23 protein-coding genes are annotated in these 19,193 nt (G+C 58.4%); 21 read left to right on the forward strand and 2 right to left on the reverse strand.

From position 1 onward, the window contains the following. Nucleotides 1-138: 138 nt before the first annotated feature. Complete coding sequence (gene tusA, locus QLG03_RS07610) at nt 139-384, reverse strand: sulfurtransferase TusA (RefSeq protein ID WP_044524980.1); 246 nt, start codon at nt 382-384, stop codon at nt 139-141. A gap of 206 nt (nt 385-590) precedes the next feature. Between tusA and QLG03_RS07615 the strand changes: the two genes are divergently transcribed. Both QLG03_RS07615 and QLG03_RS07620 read left to right on the forward strand, forming a co-directional pair. Beyond that, the gene (locus tag QLG03_RS07615) at nt 591-1,256 is read left to right on the forward strand and encodes a 7-cyano-7-deazaguanine/7-aminomethyl-7-deazaguanine transporter (RefSeq protein ID WP_023291236.1); all 666 of its coding nucleotides are present in this window, start codon (nt 591-593) and stop codon (nt 1,254-1,256) included. Nucleotides 1,257-1,329: 73 nt separating this feature from the next. Next, nucleotides 1,330-1,887: a DcrB family lipoprotein gene (locus QLG03_RS07620; protein ID WP_023291237.1), complete on the forward strand. Its 558-nt coding sequence runs from the start codon at nt 1,330-1,332 to the stop codon at nt 1,885-1,887. Here QLG03_RS07620 and QLG03_RS07625 read toward each other — a convergent pair whose 3' ends face one another. Continuing rightward, a complete protein-coding gene (locus QLG03_RS07625) occupies nt 1,888-3,108 on the reverse strand; it encodes an MFS transporter (protein ID WP_023291238.1) in 1,221 nt (406 codons plus the stop codon). 405 nt (nt 3,109-3,513) lie between these two features. Here QLG03_RS07625 and QLG03_RS07630 point away from each other — a divergent pair, with 405 nt between their 5' ends. The 19 genes from QLG03_RS07630 to acpT all read left to right on the forward strand — a co-directional run bounded on the left by QLG03_RS07630 (nt 3,514) and on the right by acpT (nt 19,128). After that, nucleotides 3,514-3,909, forward strand: a complete 396-nt coding sequence (locus QLG03_RS07630) for a hypothetical protein (protein WP_023291239.1) — start codon at nt 3,514-3,516, stop codon at nt 3,907-3,909. A gap of 62 nt (nt 3,910-3,971) precedes the next feature. Beyond that, nucleotides 3,972-5,033, forward strand: a complete 1,062-nt coding sequence (locus tag QLG03_RS07635) for a class I SAM-dependent methyltransferase (RefSeq protein ID WP_032454260.1) — start codon at nt 3,972-3,974, stop codon at nt 5,031-5,033. Between the two features lie 20 nt (nt 5,034-5,053). Further along, the gene (locus QLG03_RS07640; RefSeq protein ID WP_023291241.1) at nt 5,054-5,776 is read left to right on the forward strand and encodes a beta-ketoacyl synthase chain length factor; all 723 of its coding nucleotides are present in this window, start codon (nt 5,054-5,056) and stop codon (nt 5,774-5,776) included. Further along, nucleotides 5,755-6,588: a lysophospholipid acyltransferase family protein gene (locus QLG03_RS07645; protein WP_171879206.1), complete on the forward strand. Its 834-nt coding sequence runs from the start codon at nt 5,755-5,757 to the stop codon at nt 6,586-6,588. Before QLG03_RS07640 ends, QLG03_RS07645 begins: the two co-directional genes overlap by 22 nt. Continuing rightward, nucleotides 6,569-6,826 carry a phosphopantetheine-binding protein gene (locus QLG03_RS07650; protein ID WP_023291243.1) on the forward strand — a complete coding sequence of 86 codons (258 nt, stop codon included), beginning with the start codon at nt 6,569-6,571 and terminating at the stop codon, nt 6,824-6,826. The genes QLG03_RS07645 and QLG03_RS07650 overlap by 20 nt, the downstream gene beginning before the upstream one ends. 11 nt (nt 6,827-6,837) lie before the next feature. Continuing rightward, a complete protein-coding gene (locus QLG03_RS07655) occupies nt 6,838-7,089 on the forward strand; it encodes an acyl carrier protein (protein WP_023291244.1) in 252 nt (83 codons plus the stop codon). Nucleotides 7,090-7,095: 6 nt separating this feature from the next. Further along, nucleotides 7,096-7,677, forward strand: coding sequence for a hypothetical protein (locus QLG03_RS07660; protein WP_023291245.1), 582 nt, complete (start codon nt 7,096-7,098; stop codon nt 7,675-7,677). Then, a complete protein-coding gene (locus tag QLG03_RS07665; RefSeq protein WP_282473615.1) occupies nt 7,674-9,023 on the forward strand; it encodes an AMP-binding protein in 1,350 nt (449 codons plus the stop codon). Before QLG03_RS07660 ends, QLG03_RS07665 begins: the two co-directional genes overlap by 4 nt. Continuing rightward, complete coding sequence (locus QLG03_RS07670) at nt 9,010-9,363, forward strand: beta-hydroxyacyl-ACP dehydratase (RefSeq protein ID WP_023291247.1); 354 nt, start codon at nt 9,010-9,012, stop codon at nt 9,361-9,363. The genes QLG03_RS07665 and QLG03_RS07670 overlap by 14 nt, the downstream gene beginning before the upstream one ends. Further along, nucleotides 9,354-11,045, forward strand: coding sequence for a glycosyltransferase (locus QLG03_RS07675; RefSeq protein ID WP_060589765.1), 1,692 nt, complete (start codon nt 9,354-9,356; stop codon nt 11,043-11,045). Before QLG03_RS07670 ends, QLG03_RS07675 begins: the two co-directional genes overlap by 10 nt. Before the next feature lie 3 nt (nt 11,046-11,048). Further along, entirely contained in the window at nt 11,049-11,471 is a 423-nt protein-coding gene (locus QLG03_RS07680) for a thioesterase family protein (RefSeq protein WP_182962408.1), read from the forward strand. Beyond that, nucleotides 11,468-12,073, forward strand: coding sequence for an outer membrane lipoprotein carrier protein LolA (locus tag QLG03_RS07685; protein WP_048298519.1), 606 nt, complete (start codon nt 11,468-11,470; stop codon nt 12,071-12,073). Before QLG03_RS07680 ends, QLG03_RS07685 begins: the two co-directional genes overlap by 4 nt. Further along, on the forward strand, nt 12,042-14,360 hold the full coding sequence (locus QLG03_RS07690) for an MMPL family transporter (protein WP_255989238.1): 2,319 nt from the start codon (nt 12,042-12,044) through the stop codon (nt 14,358-14,360). The genes QLG03_RS07685 and QLG03_RS07690 overlap by 32 nt, the downstream gene beginning before the upstream one ends. Continuing rightward, nucleotides 14,357-14,941: a DUF3261 domain-containing protein gene (locus tag QLG03_RS07695; protein ID WP_023291252.1), complete on the forward strand. Its 585-nt coding sequence runs from the start codon at nt 14,357-14,359 to the stop codon at nt 14,939-14,941. The genes QLG03_RS07690 and QLG03_RS07695 overlap by 4 nt, the downstream gene beginning before the upstream one ends. A gap of 1 nt (nt 14,942) precedes the next feature. Beyond that, nucleotides 14,943-16,112 carry a beta-ketoacyl-[acyl-carrier-protein] synthase family protein gene (locus QLG03_RS07700; protein ID WP_087827781.1) on the forward strand — a complete coding sequence of 390 codons (1,170 nt, stop codon included), beginning with the start codon at nt 14,943-14,945 and terminating at the stop codon, nt 16,110-16,112. Beyond that, nucleotides 16,109-16,585, forward strand: a complete 477-nt coding sequence (locus QLG03_RS07705) for a hypothetical protein (protein ID WP_023291254.1) — start codon at nt 16,109-16,111, stop codon at nt 16,583-16,585. The genes QLG03_RS07700 and QLG03_RS07705 overlap by 4 nt, the downstream gene beginning before the upstream one ends. Beyond that, on the forward strand, nt 16,582-17,313 hold the full coding sequence (locus tag QLG03_RS07710) for a 3-ketoacyl-ACP reductase FabG2 (RefSeq protein ID WP_023291255.1): 732 nt from the start codon (nt 16,582-16,584) through the stop codon (nt 17,311-17,313). The genes QLG03_RS07705 and QLG03_RS07710 overlap by 4 nt, the downstream gene beginning before the upstream one ends. Then, on the forward strand, nt 17,310-18,539 hold the full coding sequence (locus QLG03_RS07715; protein ID WP_023291256.1) for a beta-ketoacyl-ACP synthase: 1,230 nt from the start codon (nt 17,310-17,312) through the stop codon (nt 18,537-18,539). Before QLG03_RS07710 ends, QLG03_RS07715 begins: the two co-directional genes overlap by 4 nt. 1 nt (nt 18,540) lies before the next feature. Continuing rightward, nucleotides 18,541-19,128: a 4'-phosphopantetheinyl transferase AcpT gene (gene acpT, locus QLG03_RS07720; RefSeq protein ID WP_255989242.1), complete on the forward strand. Its 588-nt coding sequence runs from the start codon at nt 18,541-18,543 to the stop codon at nt 19,126-19,128. Nucleotides 19,129-19,193 lie beyond the last annotated feature (65 nt).

Raw genomic sequence — 19,193 nt, forward strand, 5'->3', positions numbered from 1 at the left:
GACCGTCGGGTAGCCCGGATAAGGCGCTACGCGCCGCCATCCGGGATATTCCCTGCTCGCGCTGCGCTTAGCAGGGCTACGATTCCGGACCGTCGGGTAGCCCGGATAAGGCGCTACGCGCAGCCATCCGGGAGAGACTCAGTGGCTTTTGCGGATCAGGTAGCGGTACGGCAGAGCTTCGGTTTGCTGGGCCACCAGCTCATGCTCCATAAAGCGGCAGAATCCCGGGATATCGCGGGTGGTGGCCGGATCGTCAGCAATAATCAGCAGCGTCTCGCCGACGGGCATTGTCCGCACGGTTTTACGCACCATCATGACCGGCTCCGGGCAGCGCAGTCCCAGGGCATCCAGAGTGTGGTCTGGAGTGGAGAAAAGTTCGCTCATTTTAGTCTCACATCAACAAAACGGCCCTAGTTTACCCCCAGTTCGCCAGTACGCAAGCCAGGTTAACGTTTGCGCGAAAAACAACCATTGCATTACGCCGGCAACGCAGTATCATGCAGCCGTTTTTTATTGGGTTCCCTCACCCCAACGTTCCGCTGCCGATTGCTCATTTACCTGAAGCATGACGGGCATAAAAAGGTCACAATATGAATCCATTTACTACCGTACAGCGCAAAAAAGCGCTCGTCTGGCTTTCGCTATTTCATCTGCTGGTGATCACCTCCAGCAACTATCTGGTTCAGCTACCGATCTCCATCTTTGGTTTCCATACCACCTGGGGGGCGTTCAGTTTTCCGTTTATCTTCCTCGCCACCGATCTGACGGTGCGAATTTTTGGCGCACCGCTGGCGCGACGCATTATTTTTGCGGTGATGGTCCCGGCGCTGGTCATCTCCTACGCCATCTCCGCCCTGTTTTACATGGGCGAGTGGCAGGGTTTCGCGGCGCTGGGCACCTTTAATCTCTTCGTCGCGCGTATCGCCATCGCCAGCTTTATGGCCTATGCGCTGGGGCAGATCCTCGACGTCCACGTCTTCAACCGCCTGCGGCAGAGCCGCCGCTGGTGGCTGGCCCCCACCGCCTCGACGCTGTTCGGCAACATCAGCGATACCGTGGCGTTCTTCTTCATCGCCTTCTGGCGCAGCCCGGATCCGTTTATGGCCGCCCACTGGGGGGAAATCGCCCTCGTCGACTACAGCTTTAAAGTGCTTATCAGCATCATTTTCTTCCTGCCGATGTACGGCGTACTGTTAAATATGCTGTTGAAAAGGCTGGCGGATAAATCTGATTTGTCGGCATTGCAGCCGAGTTAAAGGTACTCGCGGGCTGATGTGTTAAGATAGCCGGATGAGCCATTAGTGGCCGTTTATCGAAAGGAAGATGTCAATGCGCAATTTGGTTAAATATGTCGGTATTGGCCTGCTGGTGATGGGGCTTGCCGCCTGCGATAACAGCGATTCAAAAGCGCCAACCGTTGGGGCAGCAGCGGAGAGCAACACCAGCGGCCAGGCGATCAGCCTGCTGGATGGCAAACTGAGCTTCACCCTGCCTGCGGGCATGGCCGACCAGAGCGGCAAACTGGGTACTCAGGCGAACAACATGCACGTCTATTCTGACGCCACCGGCCAGAAAGCAGTCATCGTCATCGTCGGCGACAGCACCAATGAAGACCTGGCGGTGCTGGCGAAACGCCTGGAAGATCAGCAGCGTAGCCGCGACCCGCAGCTGCAGGTGGTAAGCAATAAATCGCTGGAGATCAAAGGTCACACCCTGCAGCAGCTGGACAGCATCATCTCCGCCAAGGGGCAGACCGCCTGGTCTTCCGTGCTCCTCGGCAAAGTGGATGACAAACTGCTGACCCTGCAGGTCACCCTGCCGGCGGACAACCAGCAGCAGGCGCAGACCGAAGCGGAAAGCATCATCAGCACCCTCACCATCCAGTAATTACTGGCCTGGTGCGACGGCCTCCGGTTCGCTGACCGGGGGCCGTTTTTTTAACCGCCAGCCCAGCAGCAGCGCCGCCATCACCAGACCTGCCGCCGCCAGATATATCACCGGGATCCCGGTCCACGCCATCAGCAAGCCGGCCAGCGGCCCGGTGACGCCTAACGACAAATCCATAAACACGGTATAGGTGGCCAGCGCCGACCCCTGGTTATGCTGCGGCACCGCTTTCACCGCCACCACGCCCAGCGCCGGAAAGACCAGTGAGAACCCGGCCCCGGTAAGAAAGGTGCCGATTTTCGCCAGCAGCGGCGTATCGGCAAAGCCGACCAGCAGCAGGCCGATGATCTCCACGCTAAAGCAGAGCATCGCCACGTTCAGCCCGCCGAGGCGGTTAATGGCGTTGGGAAACAGCAGCCGCGCGCCAACGAACGCGCAGCTGAACAGCGTCAGGGCGAAGGCCGCCCCGTCCCAGCCTTTGGCGTCATAAAACAGCGTGATAAAGGTGGCGATAACCCCGAAACCAGCGGAGGCCAGGGCCAGCGCCATGCCGTAGGGCCACACCCGCCCGAGCACCGCGCGAAACGACATTGCTTTGCCTTTCGCCGCCTTCACCGCTGCGCGGGGCAGCGCGCAGAGGATAGCCACCAGCGCAACCGCCATAATGACCCCGGCCAGGCCGCTGAGGCCAATTTGCGAATAGCACAGCACGCCGAGCGGGGCGCCCATCGCCATCGCCCCGTAGGTCACAATGCCGTTCCATGAGATCACCCGCCCGATATGCAGCGACCCAACAACGCCGACGCCCCACAGCGTCGAGCCGGTGCCGGCAAAGCTCTGGCCGATGCCGAGAATGACTCGTCCGAGGCATAGCAGCAGCAGGCTAACCAGCGGCCAGCCGCTGCTCCAGGCGGCCAGCAGATAGCTCAGCCCGCTTAAAAAGCAGCCGCAGAGGCCGAAGACGACAATCTTTTTGGGCCCCAGCAGGTCAGCGTAGCGCCCGGCGTGCGGGCGGCTGAGCAGCGTGGCGAAATATTGCAGACTAATCACCAGGCCGGCCCAGAAAGCGCTAAAGCCCATTACATCATGCACATAGCCAGGAAGTACCGCCAGCGGCAAGCCGATGGTGAGGTAGCTGGCAAAGTTAAAAATAACCACGGAGACAATCCGCAGATTGAGGCGCAGTCCATTGAGCGCCGGTTCGGCGACGGGTTCGGGCATCAGGTTCCACCAGATTTGTACTATACAGAGCCACTATTACCACGACTTCTGTTGAAAAGCAGCCTTCCAATGGCAATAACCTCAGCGGCGCCATCGCCGCGCTCATCAGCATAAATTGCCGCGACGATTATTCGACTTTCCTTAATGGAAGGATAAATACATATTAATAATTATCGCTATTGCCTGAGCAGGGTTAAATTACTTATACTTCCTCACGGCTCTGATAGCGCCTCATTGTTTATCATGATGTTAATATTTCAATAACATCATATTTCCCTCTCCGGCCTGTTTTAATACAGATGAACATATTGCCTGACAGAACAACCACAGCATATCAGCCTATATAAAAGTTTTTTACATGGCATAAGTTAATGCCAGTAGCCAATATATTGACATGGAGTATTCATGAAAAAAATTATTCACTGGATGATTGCCGCTACGGTTGTCGGTGCGCTCGCCGGTTGCGCACGGACAGCCCCTATTGAACAGGTCAATGCGATAGTGAGCGCCGGCCATACGGAAGCGCAGGTCAAGGATGCCATTATCAAAGCAGGTGCTCAGCGCCAATGGATTATGTCTGACGCGGGCCCTGGCGTCATAAAAGGTAAATTGCAAAATCGCGACCATGTCGCGGATATTAAAATTAACTACTCCGCAACAAGTTATTCTATTGTCTATGTGAGTAGCATTAATCTCATGGCCGCCAACGGAAAAATTCATAGAAACTATAACCGCTGGGTACACAACCTCGATAAAGATATTCAGGTTACGCTGGCAGCAAACACCGCTCTGCAACAATAAATATACATACGGGTCACTACTGACCCGTTTCGCCGATTATTTGTAATAAGGTTGTACCGAACGTGTACCAAAAGGATTCTCTCAGCGCACTTGATGCCATTACTGAAGCGCAGCGTATTGCTTTTGCCCCCATGCTCTTTCAAACCGCATTATGTCTACGCAACTCAGGTATTCTGGGTTATCTGGACCAACAAGGTAAACGCGGTGCAACGTTTGCAGCCATCAGTGAAATTTTCGACGGAAAAGAATATGCCGTTAGCGTTTTGCTCGATATGGGATTAAGCGGTCGTATCCTGACCTATAAAGAGGAACGCTACCACCTCTCTAAAATAGGACATTTCTTACTTCATGATCCGATGACGCGAGTAAATATGGATTTTACTCAAGACGTTTGTTATCAAGGATTATTCTTTCTGGAAAATGCGCTCCAGGAGGGAAAGCCGTCAGGATTAAAAGTTTTTGGTGAGTGGCCAACGATTTACCCTGCCTTGTCACAGCTACCACCCGCGGCGCGCAAAAGCTGGTTTGCCTTCGACCATTACTATTCCGATGGCGCCTTCACTGCAGCGCTGCCCTATGTATTCGCCAGCCAGCCCGCAAGGCTGTACGATGTAGGCGGTAATACCGGGAAATGGGCGCTACGCTGTTGCCAGTACGATGAAAATATCGCGGTCACGTTATTAGATTTACCGCAACAAATTGCACTGGCACGGGAAAATATAGAAAATGCTGGCCTTGCCCATCGCATCGATTTTCATGCTGTGGATATGCTGAGTGACGCCCCCCTACCCGGAGAAGCGGATATCTGGTGGATGAGTCAGTTCCTGGACTGTTTCTCGCCAGAACAAATCATCACCATACTCAGTAACGTGGCACAGGTCATGAAACCTGGCGCCCGCCTGTACATTCTGGAATTGTTCTGGGATGCGCAGAAATTTGAAGCAGCATCATTTAGTCTGAATGCGTCTTCACTTTATTTTACCTGTATGGCCAACGGCAACAGCCGTTTCTACAGCGTAGAGAAATTTTACCGCTATCTTGAAATGGCGGGGTTCGAAGTAGAACAGCGTCACGATAATTTAGGCGTTGGGCATACCTTGTTGATATGCCACAAGAATAATTGATTGATCGCGGATGCGAGTGGATGACATTTTCATTTAACATTGTTGATTGGCAGGCCTTCGCGCCTGGCGTCAGTGGCCCCGAGCAATGGCAACGGTGGTCACAGCATTTGCACGCCATCGATCCCGCCGCGGCGCCACCCAAACTCAGCGAATTGCCGATGATGACCGCACGCCGACTCAGCTCGGGAAGTAAGCTGGCTGTGGAATGCGGTCTGGCTATGCTCCGTCGCCATGAAATCGATGCCGTTCTTTATACCAGCCGTCACGGCGAACTGGAGCGCAACTATCGGATCCTCCATGCGCTGGCTATGGAGCAAGCGATCTCGCCGACCGATTTCGCCTTATCGGTGCATAATTCCGCCGTGGGTAATCTGACGATTGCTGCAAAAAAAGCGATTATGTCGTCATCCCTTTCTGCCGGACGCGATACGTTTCAGCAGGGATTATACGAAGTGATGGGCCTGCTACAGGCGGGTTATCAGCGCGTGTTGATGGTTGATTTCGACGGTTTTCTCCCTGAGTTTTACCACGCTCAGTTGCCGCCAGGTATCACCACCTGGCCCTATGCGGCAGCCTGGGTGATTGAGCCCGGTCGCCAGTGGCAATGCCACGCCCAGCCTCATGCAGCCGTTGCTGAAAGTCCATTACCGCAAAGTTTACTGTTCTTGCAGTACTATTTGCAGAATGCCCGCACGTTCACGCTTCCCGGCGATCGCGTGCAATGGCAATGGAGCCGCGCATGAAGCCGTTTTTCCACCGGCTTAATCGGCTCTGGCGCGCAGCGATGACCGGTTTCTGCTTCGCACTGTTTGGCATTGGCGGCCTGCTGCTCTCGCTCATCTGGTTTAATCTGCTGCTGGTTTTGGTACGTAATAAAACCCGCCGACGCCGTATCGCGCGGCGCAGCATTTCCGTTAGCTTTCGCGTATTCCTCAGCGTGGTGAAAAGCGTCGGCGTTCTCGATTACCGTATCGATGGCCGCGATATTTTGCGCGCGGAGCGCGGTTGCCTGGTGGTCGCCAATCACCCCAGCCTTATTGACTACGTAATGCTGGCCTCGGTGATGCCGGAGACCGACTGCATGGTAAAAAGCGCGCTGCTGAAAAATCCATTCGTCAGCGGCGTGATCCGCGCCGCCGATTATCTGATTAACGATCAGGCCGATGCCCTGCTGCCGGCAAGCCGGCAGCGTTTACAGCAAGGCGATACGATTTTGATTTTCCCTGAAGGCACGCGCACCGTGCCGGGGAAAAAAATGCAGCTACAGCGGGGGGCGGCTAATATCGCGGTACGCTGTGGCAGCGATTTACGCATTGTCGTCATCCGCTGTACCGAGCATATGCTGGGTAAACAAAGCAAATGGTACGACGCGCCGCCAACTAAGCCGCGGTTTACCGTCGAGGTTGGAGAACGGCTGCCAATACATCAGTTTTATGATGCCAATAAACAAGAACCGGCGCTGGCCGCAAGACAGTTGAACCGTCATATTTTGCTTAAATTAGAAACAGGCACTCTCCCTGAAACAGGAATGAATGATGCAAGCGCTCTATCTTGAAATTAAAAATCTGATCATCAGTACATTGAACCTGGACGAGCTGTCCGCTGATGATATCGACACCGACGCCGCGCTTTTTGGCGATGGTCTGGGCCTGGACTCAATTGATGCGCTGGAGCTGGGTCTGGCGGTGAAAAATCAGTACGGCGTGGTGCTGTCGGCTGAAAGTGAAGAGATGCGTCAGCATTTCTACTCTGTCGCCACGCTCGCGGCATTTATTCAAGCACAGCGCGCCTGAGGAGAGTGGTTATGAATGAACAACAAGCCATTTACGAAGAAATCTCCGCGCTGCTGGTGAACGTGTTTGAAATCGATCCGCAGGATATTACGCCTGAGGCCCGCCTGTACGAAGATCTCGAACTGGACAGTATCGACGCCATCGACATGATCGTCCATCTGCAAAAGAAAATTGGCAAGAAAATAAAGCCAGAAGAGTTCAAAACTGTCCGCACCGTGCAGGATGTGGTCGATGCGGTAGAACGCCTGTTCAAAGAAGAATAATTCACCGTGTCGGGCATTCGCTCACTGCCAGTTGTGCCATTGCTGACGGGCATATTGCTGCTGGCCTGGCCGTTTATAATCTGGTTCGGCCTCGCGCATAACAGCCTGCAAGGGTTGTTACCGCTCATGGCGCTGATGTTGTTTTTACGCTTTCGTCAGACCCGGCGACGGGCGGGAGCGCTGAGCGTGGTCACTCAGATTGTGGCGGTGGCCGGCATGACGCTGTGTATTGCCAGCTACCTGCTGAAAACCCATCAGTTACTGCTATTTTACCCGGTGGTGGTGAACAGCGTGATGCTGGCGGTGTTTGGCGGTTCGCTATGGTCCACGATGCCGATAATCGAGCGTCTGGCGCGACTGCGTGAACCGGATCTTCCGGAGCGGGCTGTACGCTATACCCGGCGCGTCACCCAAATCTGGTGCGCCTTTTTCATCATTAACGGTGGCATTGCGCTTTTTACCGCGCTGTATGGCGATCTGTCCCTGTGGACGGCGTGGAACGGCATGATTTCCTATCTGCTGATGGGCACGCTCATGGCCGGCGAGTGGCTGGTGCGCCAGCGGGTAATAAAACGAGATAAACCATGAAGCAGCCTCTCCCGTTGGACCAGTGGCTCAGCGCCGCGCGTTCGCCGGAAACGCCGATCGCCTGGCATGACACGCACCTCTGGACGCTTGCACATCTGCGCCATGATGTCGCCCACCTGCTCACGCACTTGCGTCAGCAGCCAGCCATGCGCTGGGCGTTGTGCATTGAAAATAGCTACTTGTTTATCGTCGCTCTGCTGGCAACCCTGCATGCCGGCAAAACGCCGGTCCTTCCCGGCCACGGCCGTATTTCGCTGTTAAATGAGCAGAAGACGCTGTTTGACGGCATTCTCAGCGATAAAGCGCTGGCATGGGATGGCGCGCTGGTGATTGTCGAGTCCACGATGACGGTAACGAGCGGCCAGATGCATTTTCCCGCGCCAGGCAAAGAGGCTTGCATTGAGTTATTCACCTCCGGTTCCACCGGTCAACCGAAGCGAATTTGCAAACCGATCGGATCGCTCGACCGCGAGGCGGCGCTGTTATCCGCCTGCTATGCCGGGCGTCTGGCAGGCTGTCGGGTGGTGGCATCCGTAGCGCCGCAGCATCTGTATGGCCTGACGTTTCGACTGTTCTTGCCAATGGCGTTGGGTTTACCGCTTCACACGGACATGCTGGAGTACACCGAGCAGTTAACGGCGTTAAGCCGGAAGCATCGCTATCTGTTTATTAGTAGTCCGGCCTTCCTTAAACGTCTCGACCACCGGCTTACCCCTCCGCCGATCGAAATGATCGTGTCCGCAGGCGGCAAGCTGCTTTGGCAGGATGCCGTGCAAACCGCCCGCTGGTGCAATACCTGGCCGGATGAAATTTACGGCAGTACGGAAAGCGGCGTCATCGCCTGCCGCCAGCGCGTGCAGGATGAGGCGCCATGGCAACCGTTTCCCGGCATCCGCTTTCAGCCAGAAGGCGATGCGTTCCGCCTTTTTTCTCCGCTTATTACCGATAACCGCGGCCAGCTGCTCGAGGATATTTTGCATTTTCGCGAGAGTGGCCACTTCCATTTGGCAGGCCGTCGGGATCGCGTGGTCAAAATTGAAGAGAAGCGCATATCGCTGAGCGAAGTGGAGCAGCGCCTGCTGGAACTTGAAGGCATCATTGATGCCGCCGTGTTACCCATCACCCGCGGCAGCCGTCAGAGTATTGGCGTATTGCTGGTGCTGGATAACCATGCCCGCCAGCGCTGGGGAAAAAGCCAGGAGACTCATTGGCGAAAAGCACTGCGCCCTCTGCTGGAACCGGTCGCCATTCCCCGCTACTGGCGGGTTATCGACGAGATCCCCGTCAATAGTATGAACAAGCGTGTCTACGCGCAGTTACAGGAGTTATTTCATGCAGCCCCATGAAATTGAGCGCCGTCAGCCACAAGCCGATCGGGTTGAAATCATTTTATCGGTGGATCCGGCGTTATTCTGGTTTCGCGGCCACTTTGCCGTTCAGCCCTTGTTGCCAGGCGTCGCGCAGATTGACTGGGCGATGCATTACGCCACCACCTTGCTGGCGCCCGGCTGGCGCTTTCACGATATTCACAATGTGAAATTCCAGTCGCCGCTCCTGCCGGGGGCGATCGTGACGCTCACTCTTAGCTGGCAGGAGGCGCGTCAGCTCATCACCTTCAGCTATCAGCGCCACGATGGCGAAACACGACATACCGCCAGCAGCGGGAAGATTCGCTTATGTCGCTAACCTTTTCCCCCTGCGTGGTGATCCCGTGCTATAACCACGGCGCGATGATGTCGCGGGTGCTGGCGCGCCTGCAGCCGTTTGATCTTCCCTGTATCGTGGTGGACGACGGCAGCGACAGTCGCACACAGCTGGAGCTGGAGCGACTGGCGCTGGAAAACCCGGATCTGACGTTGATCCGCTTACCGCAGAACGCCGGAAAAGGCGCCGCGGTCATCTGCGGATTACAGGCCGCAGCGCAAGCCGGGTTCAGCCACGCGGTGCAGGTCGATGCCGATGGACAGCACGCCATCGAAGATATTCCGCAGCTGCTGGCGCTGGCGCAGAAGCATCCCGAGGCGCTGATCTCCGGCCAGCCGGTTTACGACGACTCAATCCCGCGCTCGCGCCTGTACGGACGCTGGATCACCCACGTCTGGGTATGGATTGAAACGCTATCGCTGCAGCTAAAAGACAGCATGTGCGGCTTTCGCGTCTATCCGCTGGCGCCGACGCTGCAGCTGGCTAAGCGCGTGCCCCTCGGCAAGCGTATGGATTTTGATACCGAAGTGATGGTGCGCCTCTACTGGCAGGGGAACACCAGCTACTTTGTCCCGACCCGCGTGACCTATCCGCCGGACGGTTTGTCGCATTTCGATGCCCTCAGAGATAACTGCCGCATCTCGCTGATGCATACCCGACTGTTCCTCGGCATGTTGCCGCGGATCCCCTCGCTGCTGTTTCGCCGCGCTTCGCCGCACTGGGCGCGTCAGAAGGAGGTCAAAGGCTTATGGGGCATGCGCCTGATGCTGTTGGTGTGGCGGCTGTTGGGACGACACGCGTTTTCGCTGCTGCTCTACCCGGTGGTCGGCGTCTACTGGCTAACGGCCAGCACCGCGCGCCGCGCTTCACAAAACTGGCTTACCCGCGTGCGCGACCAGTTAGCCGCTCGTCAGCTGCCGGAGCCGGGCGAACTCAGTAGCTATCGTCACTTCCTGCGCTTTGGCAACGCGATGCTGGATAAAATCGCCAGCTGGCGCGGCGAACTGCAGTTTGGTCGCGATGTGGTGTTTGCCGCAGGTGCCGAAGAGACGCTCAATATCGACGATCCGCGCGGCAAACTACTGCTGGCCTCACATCTCGGCGATGTTGAAGCCTGCCGTGCGCTGGCGCAGCTGCAGGGCAGCAAGACCATCAACGCGCTGGTGTTCAGCGACAATGCCCAACGCTTTAAGCAGATTATGGCGGAGATGGCCCCGCAGGCGGGGCTCAACCTGCTGCCGGTCACCGATATCGGCCCGGAGACCGCCATGCTGCTGCAGGAAAAACTGGATCGCGGAGAATGGATCGCTATTGTCGGCGATCGTATTGCGGTCAATCCGCAGCGCGGCGGCGAGTGGCGCGTCTGCTGGAGTCGTTTTATGGGGCAACCGGCCCCCTTCCCGCAGGGGCCCTTTATCCTCGCGGCTATTTTGCGCTGCCCGGTCAATTTGATGTTCGCTCTGCGTCAGCAGGGCAAGCTGCGCATTTACTGTGAGCCGTTCGCTGACCCGCTGCCGCTGCCGCGCGCCAATCGCCAGCAGGCACTGCAACATATCATCGATCGCTACGCCGAACGGCTGGAATATTACGCGCTGCAGTCGCCGCTCGACTGGTTTAACTTTTTCGATTTCTGGCGTTTGCCGGAGCCCAAAGATAAGGAGTAAAGGGTGCTTAACGATCCCCGTTTTACTGCTGAAGTAGAGCTAACCATTCCCTTTCACGACGTCGATATGATGGGCGTCGTCTGGCATGGCAACTATTTCCGCTACTTCGAAATTGCCCGCGAGGCGCTGCTTAACCAGTTCAACTACGGCTACCGGCAGATGAAAGTCTCCGGCTATCTGTGGCCGGTGGTGGATACCCGCGTGAAGTACCGGGACGTTATCACCTTCGAGCAGCGTATTCGCGTCCGCGCGCGTCTGGAAGAGTTCGAAAACCGCCTGCGCATTGGCTATGAAATTTTTGCCGCCGAGAGCGGCAAACGCACCACCACCGGCTACACCATCCAGGTCGCGGTGGACGAAAAAAGCGGCGAGATGTGTTTTGTCAGCCCGCAAGTTCTGTTTGAACGCATGGGGGTCACGCCATGAGATTGCTGCTGTTGGTGGGACTGTTCATCAGTCCGTTGGTTAGCGCCCTGACGCTCGATGACCTGCAAAAACAATTTAGCGAACAGCCGGTGGTGCGCGCCCACTTCGATCAAACCCGCACCATAAAGGATCTTCCGCAGCCGCTGCGATCCCAGGGGCGGATGTTGATCGCCCGCGACCAGGGCTTGCTGTGGGATCAAACCTCACCGTTCCCGATGCAACTGCTGCTGGATGACAAACGGATGGTGCAGGCGATTAACGGCCAGCCGCCGCAGACCGTCACCGCCGAAAACAACCCGCAGATGTTCCAGTTCAACCATCTGCTGCGCGCGCTGTTCCAGGCCGATCGTAACGTGCTGGAGGAGAACTTCCGCGTGGAATTCGCCGATAAAGGCGACGGGCAATGGACGCTGCGCCTGACGCCTGTCACCACGCCGCTGGATAAGATTTTCGCCAGCATCGATCTCGCCGGAAAAACCTACCTGGAGCATATTCAACTCAATGATAAACAAGGCGATCGCACCGATATCGCCCTTTCCCAACATCAACTGACGCCAGCGCAACTGACCGATGACGAACGCCAACGCTTTGCCGCCCAGTAAACGTCCTGCGCTGATCTGGGGCGTCGTCTGCCTGATACTGGCGGGCGCGCTGCTGGCGCTGTTGCCGCAGGCCCGGCTCAACAGCAGCGTGCTGGCGATGCTGCCCAAACAGACGCTCGGCGCGATCCCCCCGGCGCTGAACGACGGCTTTATGCAGCGTCTGGATCGCCAGCTGGTCTGGCTGGTCAGTCCCGGTAAACAGGCCGACCCGCAGGTGGCTCGCGACTGGCTGCGGTTGCTGCAAACCTCAGATGCGCTGGCCGAGGTCAAAGGCTCAATGGATGCCGCCAGTCAGCAGGCCTGGGGAACGTTTTTCTGGCAACATCGCAATGCGTTAATCGACCCCGCCACCCGCGCGCGTCTGCAGGAGGGCGGCGAAGCGCAGGCCCAGTGGATCCTTTCGCAGCTCTATTCGGCGTTTTCCGGGGTCAGCGGTAAAGAGTTACAAAACGACCCGCTGATGCTGATGCGCGGCTCACAGCTGGCAATGGCGAATAGCGGCCAGCGGATGCAGCTGCAGGACGGGTGGCTGACCAGCAAAGACGCGCAAGGCAATGTCTGGTATCTGCTGCACGGCGAGCTGGCGGGTTCGTCGTTCGATATGCGACAGACGCACCGCCTGGTGACCACCCTCGCGCAGCTTGAAAAGGAATTAAAAGCGCGCCACCCGCAGGCGCAGCTGCTGTCGCGCGGCACCGTATTTTACAGTGATTACGCCAGCCAGCAGGCGAAGCGCGATATCTCCACTCTCGGCGCGGCCACCCTGTTCGGCGTCATCCTGTTGATCGTGGCCGTGTTCCGCTCGCTGCGTCCGCTGCTGTTATGCGCGATCTCTATCGCTATCGGCGCACTGGCCGGCACCGTTGCCACGCTGCTGCTGTTTGGCGAGCTGCATCTGATGACCCTGGTGATGAGCATGAGCATTATTGGCATTTCCGCAGATTACACGCTCTATTACCTGACCGAACGGATGGTCCATGGCGCAGCGACTTCACCGTGGCAAAGCCTTGTTAAAGTACGGAAAGCGCTGCTGCTGGCGCTGCTTACCACCGTGGCGGCTTATTTAATCATGATGCTGGCCCCCTTCCCGGCCATTCGCCAGATGGCGCTATTTGCGGCCGTGGGGCTAAGCGCCTCATGCCTGACGGTGATTTTCTGGCAGCCATGGCTGTGCCATGGGCTCCCGGTGCGTCCCGTTCCAGCGATGGTGCTGATGTCGCGCTGGCTCGCGGCATGGCGGCGTAACAAAAAACTCGCCATCGGTCTGCCGGTGGTTCTGGCCATTTTCTCCCTGACGGGGCTCGCTCTCCTGCGGGTGGATGACGATATCTCACAGCTGCAGGCGCTACCGCAGAATATCCTCTCCCAGGAGCATGCCATCACCGCGCTCACTGGCCAAAGCGTCGATCAAAAGTGGTTCGTGGTTTACGGCGACACGGCGCAACAAACGCTGCAGCGGCTTGAAGCCTTTATGCCCGCACTGGCTAAAGCGCAAACCGACGGTATGCTTGGCGGGTATCGCGCCATTCCGCTCAATTCACTGGCCCGCCAGCAGCAGGATCTGGCCCTGCTGAAGCAGGCGGCGCCGGCCGTCGGCCAGGCGCTGAATAACGCCGGACTCACCGCTGTTCACCCCGACCTGCGGCCGATGCCGGTGACAGTCGGCGACTGGCTTGCCAGTCCGGCCAGCGAAGGCTGGCGGCTGCTATGGCTGACGCTGCCGGATGGCGAAAGCGGCGTACTGGTGCCAGTGAGCGGGGTGAAAGATAGCCCGGCGCTGAAGGCGCTCAGCACAACCCAGACTGGCGTGGCGTGGGTCGATCGTAAAAGCGATTTCGACCAGCTTTTCGCGCTCTACCGTCATATTTTAACCGGGCTGCTCGGCGTTGCGCTGGCGGTGATTGCCTGCGGCGCCGCTATCCGCCTTGGCTGGCGCAAGGGCTTAATAAGCCTGGTGCCGTCGGTATTGTCGCTGGGATGCGGCCTGGGGGCGTTGGCGCTCACCGGCCACGCCGTTAACCTGTTCTCCTTACTGGCGCTGGTGCTGGTACTTGGGATTGGCATCAACTACACCCTGTTTTTCAGCAACCCGCGCGGCACGCCGCTGACATCGCTGCTGGCGGTTACCCTGGCGATGATGACCACCTTATTAACGCTTGGCATGCTGGTGTTTAGCGCCACCCAGGCCATCAGCAGCTTTGGCACTGTCCTGGTCAGCGGTATTTTCACCGCTTTCCTGCTGTCGCCGCTGGCGATGCCGAGCAAAAAAGAGAAAAAAAGACGATGAGAAGACCATCATTCTGGCGAGCCTTCGCGCTCTTCGCCGCCTTATTGCTGGCCGGCTGCAGTCATTCGCCGCCGGAGCCGCAAGGCCGTCCGCAGGCGTGGCTGGAGCCGGGTACGCGCGTCACGTTGCCGCCGCCGGGCATCTCGCCGGCCATCAGTTCCCAGCAGTTATTGACCGGCCGCTTCAACGGCCAAACCCAGTCGCTGCTGGTGCTGCTCAATGCCGATGATAAAAAGCTCACGCTGGCGGGCCTGTCGTCCGTCGGTATCCGCCTGTTCCTGGTGACCTATGATCAACAAGGGCTGCGCGCGGAACAGTCGATGGTGATCCCGCAACTGCCGCCCGCCAGCCAGGTGCTGGCCGATGTGATGCTCAGCCACTGGCCGCTTAGCGCATGGCTGCCGCAGCTGCCGAAAGGCTGGACGCTAACCGACCGCGGCGACAAACGCGAACTGCGTAACGCGCGCGGAAAACTGGTCACCGACATCACCTATATCAACCGCAAAGGCAAGCGCGTGCCGATTAGCATCGAGCAGCACGTCTTTAAATACCACATCACCATTCAATACCTGGGTGACTGAGATGATCTTCATTTCTGCTGTCGGCATGATTAACGCCCTGGGACGCGATAATGATGAAATCGCCGCCAATCTGGCCCGCGGCATTGCGCCCGGCATGCGCCCGCGTGAAGGGTGGTTACAGGGGCATCCGCAGGCGATTTTCGCGGGGGTGGACGGCGAACTACCCGCCATTCCCGATACCTTTCGCGACCATCGTTCGCGCAATAATCAGCTGCTGCTGGCGGCGCTGGCGCAGATCCAGCCGCAGGTGGATCGCGCCATCGCCCGCTATGGCCGGGCTCGGGTCGCCGTGGTGTTGGGCACCAGTACGTCAGGGCTGGATGAAGGCGACGTACACGTTAATTTGACGCTTAACGGCAAGGCGAGCGAGGCCTGGCGCTATCCACAGCAGGAGCTGGGCGACCCGTCGCGTTTTCTCAGCCGCTGGCTGGCGCTGGATGGTCCGGCATATACCCTGTCAACCGCCTGCTCCTCCAGCGCGCGGGCGATAATCAGCGGACGGCGGCTCATTGAGGCGGGGCTGGCGGATGTGGCGATCGTCGGCGGCGCGGATACCCTTAGCCGGATGCCCATCAACGGCTTTCACAGCCTGGAGTCGCTCTCCACGACGCAGTGCCAGCCGTTTAGCCGCGACCGCAGCGGGATCACCATCGGCGAAGGGGCGGCGCTGATGCTGCTGACCCGCGAGCCGCAGCCCATCGCGCTGCTGGGTATCGGCGAATCCAGCGACGCCTGGCATATTTCCGCCCCGCATCCCCAAGGAGAAGGGGCGATGCGCGCCATTCAGCAGGCGCTGGACGACGCGGGCATCATGCCGGAGCAGGTGGGTTACATTAACCTGCACGGCACCGCTACGCGGCTTAACGACCAGATAGAAGCCCGGGTGATCAACGCGCTGTTTGGCGAAAGGGTGCCCTGTAGTTCCACCAAACATCTGACCGGACATACGCTGGGTGCGGCGGGGATCACCGAGGCCGCCATCGGCATGCTGATCCTGCAGCGCAATCTGTTGTTACCGGCACAGGATTTCAGTCAGTCTCCGCAGGATGACACGCTACCGCCGTGCGGGCTCATTGAACATCCGCAGCCGCTGTCGCGGCCAGTTATCCTGTCGAACTCTTTTGCCTTTGGCGGCAATAACACCAGCATCCTGCTCGGGAGAATGTCATGAGCCACTTTTTATCACCCGGCAGTTACCTGCCGCACGACGCGCCGATGCTGCTGCTGGAAGAGGTCGAGGCGGTGACTGCCGACACCGCCACCTGCCGCGTCGCGGTCTCACCCGGCAGCGTTCTGGAGCCATTTCTCGATACCAACGGCGATCTTCCCGGCTGGTTCGCCCTTGAATTAATGGCGCAGACCGTCGGCGTCTGGTCCGGCTGGCACCGCCAGCAGCAAGGACAAACATCGCTCGCTTTAGGCATGGTGCTGGGCGCGCGCGAACTGGTTTGCGCGGCCGGGAGCCTGCCGGGCGGAAAGACGCTGTCCATCAGCGTGAAGCTCTTGATGCAGGATGAACGTTTCGGCAGCTTCGAAGGCACCATTATGGCGGACGATGACGTCCTGGCCAGCGGGCGGGTCAACACCTTCCAGCCCACAACAGAAGAACTTAGCACTTTATTTCAACAAGGAGCGTCAGAATGAGTCGTTCAGTTTTGGTTACCGGCGCCAGCAAAGGCATCGGTCGCGCTATCGCCTGCCAGCTGGCAGCGGACGGTTTTGTGGTGGGCGTCCACTATCATCGCGACCGCGCGGGGGCGCAACAGACGCTGGAGGCGATAACCGCCGCTGGCGGCGACGGCCGGCTGCTGAGTTTTGACGTCGCCGATCGTCAGCAATGCCGCGAGGTACTGGAGCAGGATATGGCCGACCATGGCGCGTGGTATGGCATTGTCAGCAACGCCGGCATCGCCCGCGACGGCGCCTTCCCGGCGCTTGGCGATGACGACTGGGACGCCGTGATCCACACCAACCTCGACAGTTTTTATAACGTCATTCATCCCTGCATCATGCCGATGATTAGCGCGCGCCAGGGCGGACGTATCATCACCCTCTCCTCGGTTTCCGGCGTCATGGGCAACCGCGGCCAGGTCAACTACAGCGCCGCCAAGGCGGGCATTATCGGCGCCACCAAAGCGCTGGCGATAGAACTGGCAAAACGCAAAATCACCGTTAACTGTATTGCGCCGGGTCTTATCGACACCGGGATGATTGACATGGAAGAGCACGCGCTGAAAGAGGCGATGACCATGATCCCGATGAAACGCATGGGTCAGGCCGACGAGGTGGCCGGGCTTGCCAGCTATTTAATGTCGGATATCGCGGGCTACGTCACCCGCCAGGTCATTTCCATCAACGGGGGGATGCTATGATACGCCGGGTGGTCATTACAGGGATGGGCGGGGTGACCGCGTTTGGCGAAAACTGGCAGGATGTCGCCACCAGGCTGCGGGAATATAAAAATGCGGTGCGTAAGATGCCGGAATGGCTGGCGTATGATGGACTGCATACGCTGCTGGGGGCGCCAATCGACGATTTCACCCTGCCGGAGCATTATACCCGCAAGCGTATCCGCGCGATGGGGCGGGTATCGCGACTCTCCACCCGCGCCACTGAGCTCGCGCTGGAGCAGGCCGGGCTTATCGGCGACACCGTGCTGACCAACGGCCAAACCGGCATCGCTTACGGCTCGTCAACCGGTAGTACCGGTCCGGTGAGCGAGTTCGCCACCATGTTGACGGAGAAACATACCAACAATATCACCGGCACTACCTATGTGCAGATGATGCCGCATACTACCGCGGTGAATACCGGATTATTCTTCGGTCTGCGGGGGCGCGTGATCCCCACCTCCAGCGCCTGCACCTCCGGCAGCCAGGCGATTGGCTACGCCTGGGAAGCCATTCGCCATGGTTACCAAACGGTGATGGTGGCCGGCGGGGCCGAGGAGCTCTGTCCTTCGGAAGCCGCGGTATTCGATACCCTCTTCGCCACCAGCCAACGCAATGACGAACCGGCCCTCACCCCCTCTCCGTTCGATGAACAGCGAGATGGTCTGGTGATTGGCGAAGGCGCCGGCACGCTGATCCTTGAAGATCTCGAGCATGCCAAAGCGCGCGGCGCAACCATCTACGGTGAAATCGTCGGGTTCGCCACTAACTGCGATGCGGCCCATATTACCCAGCCGCAGCGCGAAACCATGCAGATCTGCATGGAACAATCGCTAAACATGGCGGGCTTAAGCCCCCGTGACATCGGCTATATTTCGGCCCACGGCACCGCCACCGATCGCGGCGATATCGCGGAAAGCCAGGCAACGGCGGCCGTTTACGGCGACAGCGTGCCGATCTCTTCGCTGAAAAGCTATTTCGGCCATACGCTTGGCGCTTGCGGGGCGTTAGAAGCGTGGATGAGCCTGCAGATGATGCGCGAAGGCTGGTTTGCGCCAACGCTGAATCTCCATAAGCCGGACGCCAACTGTGGCGAACTGGATTACATCATGGGGGAAAAGCGCAAACTGGAGTGTGAATTCCTGCAGAGCAACAACTTCGCCTTCGGCGGCATTAACACCTCAATCATTATTCGACGCTGGCCTTGAAATGTATCAGCTTTTTCTGGGTAAGATCTCCGCCCTTAGCGCCCTGCCGTTACCGCCTGCGTTGATGGCGCAGGCGCCGAACGGACCGCGACGAGCCAGCTGGCTTGCCGGCCGCGCGCTGCTGGCGCAGGCGGCTGCCCCGCTGACGGATATTCAGCTTGGCGAACAGGGCAAGCCTGCCTTCCCCGTCGCGCGCGGGCTGTGGTTTAACCTTAGCCACAGCGGCGACGATATTGCCCTGCTGCTCAGCGATAAAGGCGAGGTGGGTTGCGACATCGAAGTGATTCGCCCGCGCGAAGGCTGGCGCCGCCTGGCTAACGCCCTGTTCAGCGAAAGCGAGCACCAGGAACTGGCGCAGGCTTCGCCGGCGCAGCAGCTCACGGTCTTCTGGCGTATCTGGACGCGCAAAGAGGCGCTGGTGAAACAGCGCGGCGGCAGCGCCTGGCAGATGGCCTCCGTTGACAGCGCCTGTCACGGCCCGCTGTCGCTCAGCCAGATTCTGCACGATGGGTTAAGTATTGCGGTCTGTACGCCGACGCCGTTCACGCTGACGGACGCGCGCATTCAACATTTCAGCGGCGTGGTTTAAGCGATCAAAAGATGATGGCGGAAAAGCCGCTCGCCTTTCGGAATATTGGCAGCCAGCGAACCGCT

Source organism: Klebsiella sp. V115_8 (assembly GCF_029967715.1).
GTDB classification, from domain to species: Bacteria; Pseudomonadota; Gammaproteobacteria; order Enterobacterales; family Enterobacteriaceae; genus Klebsiella; species Klebsiella quasipneumoniae.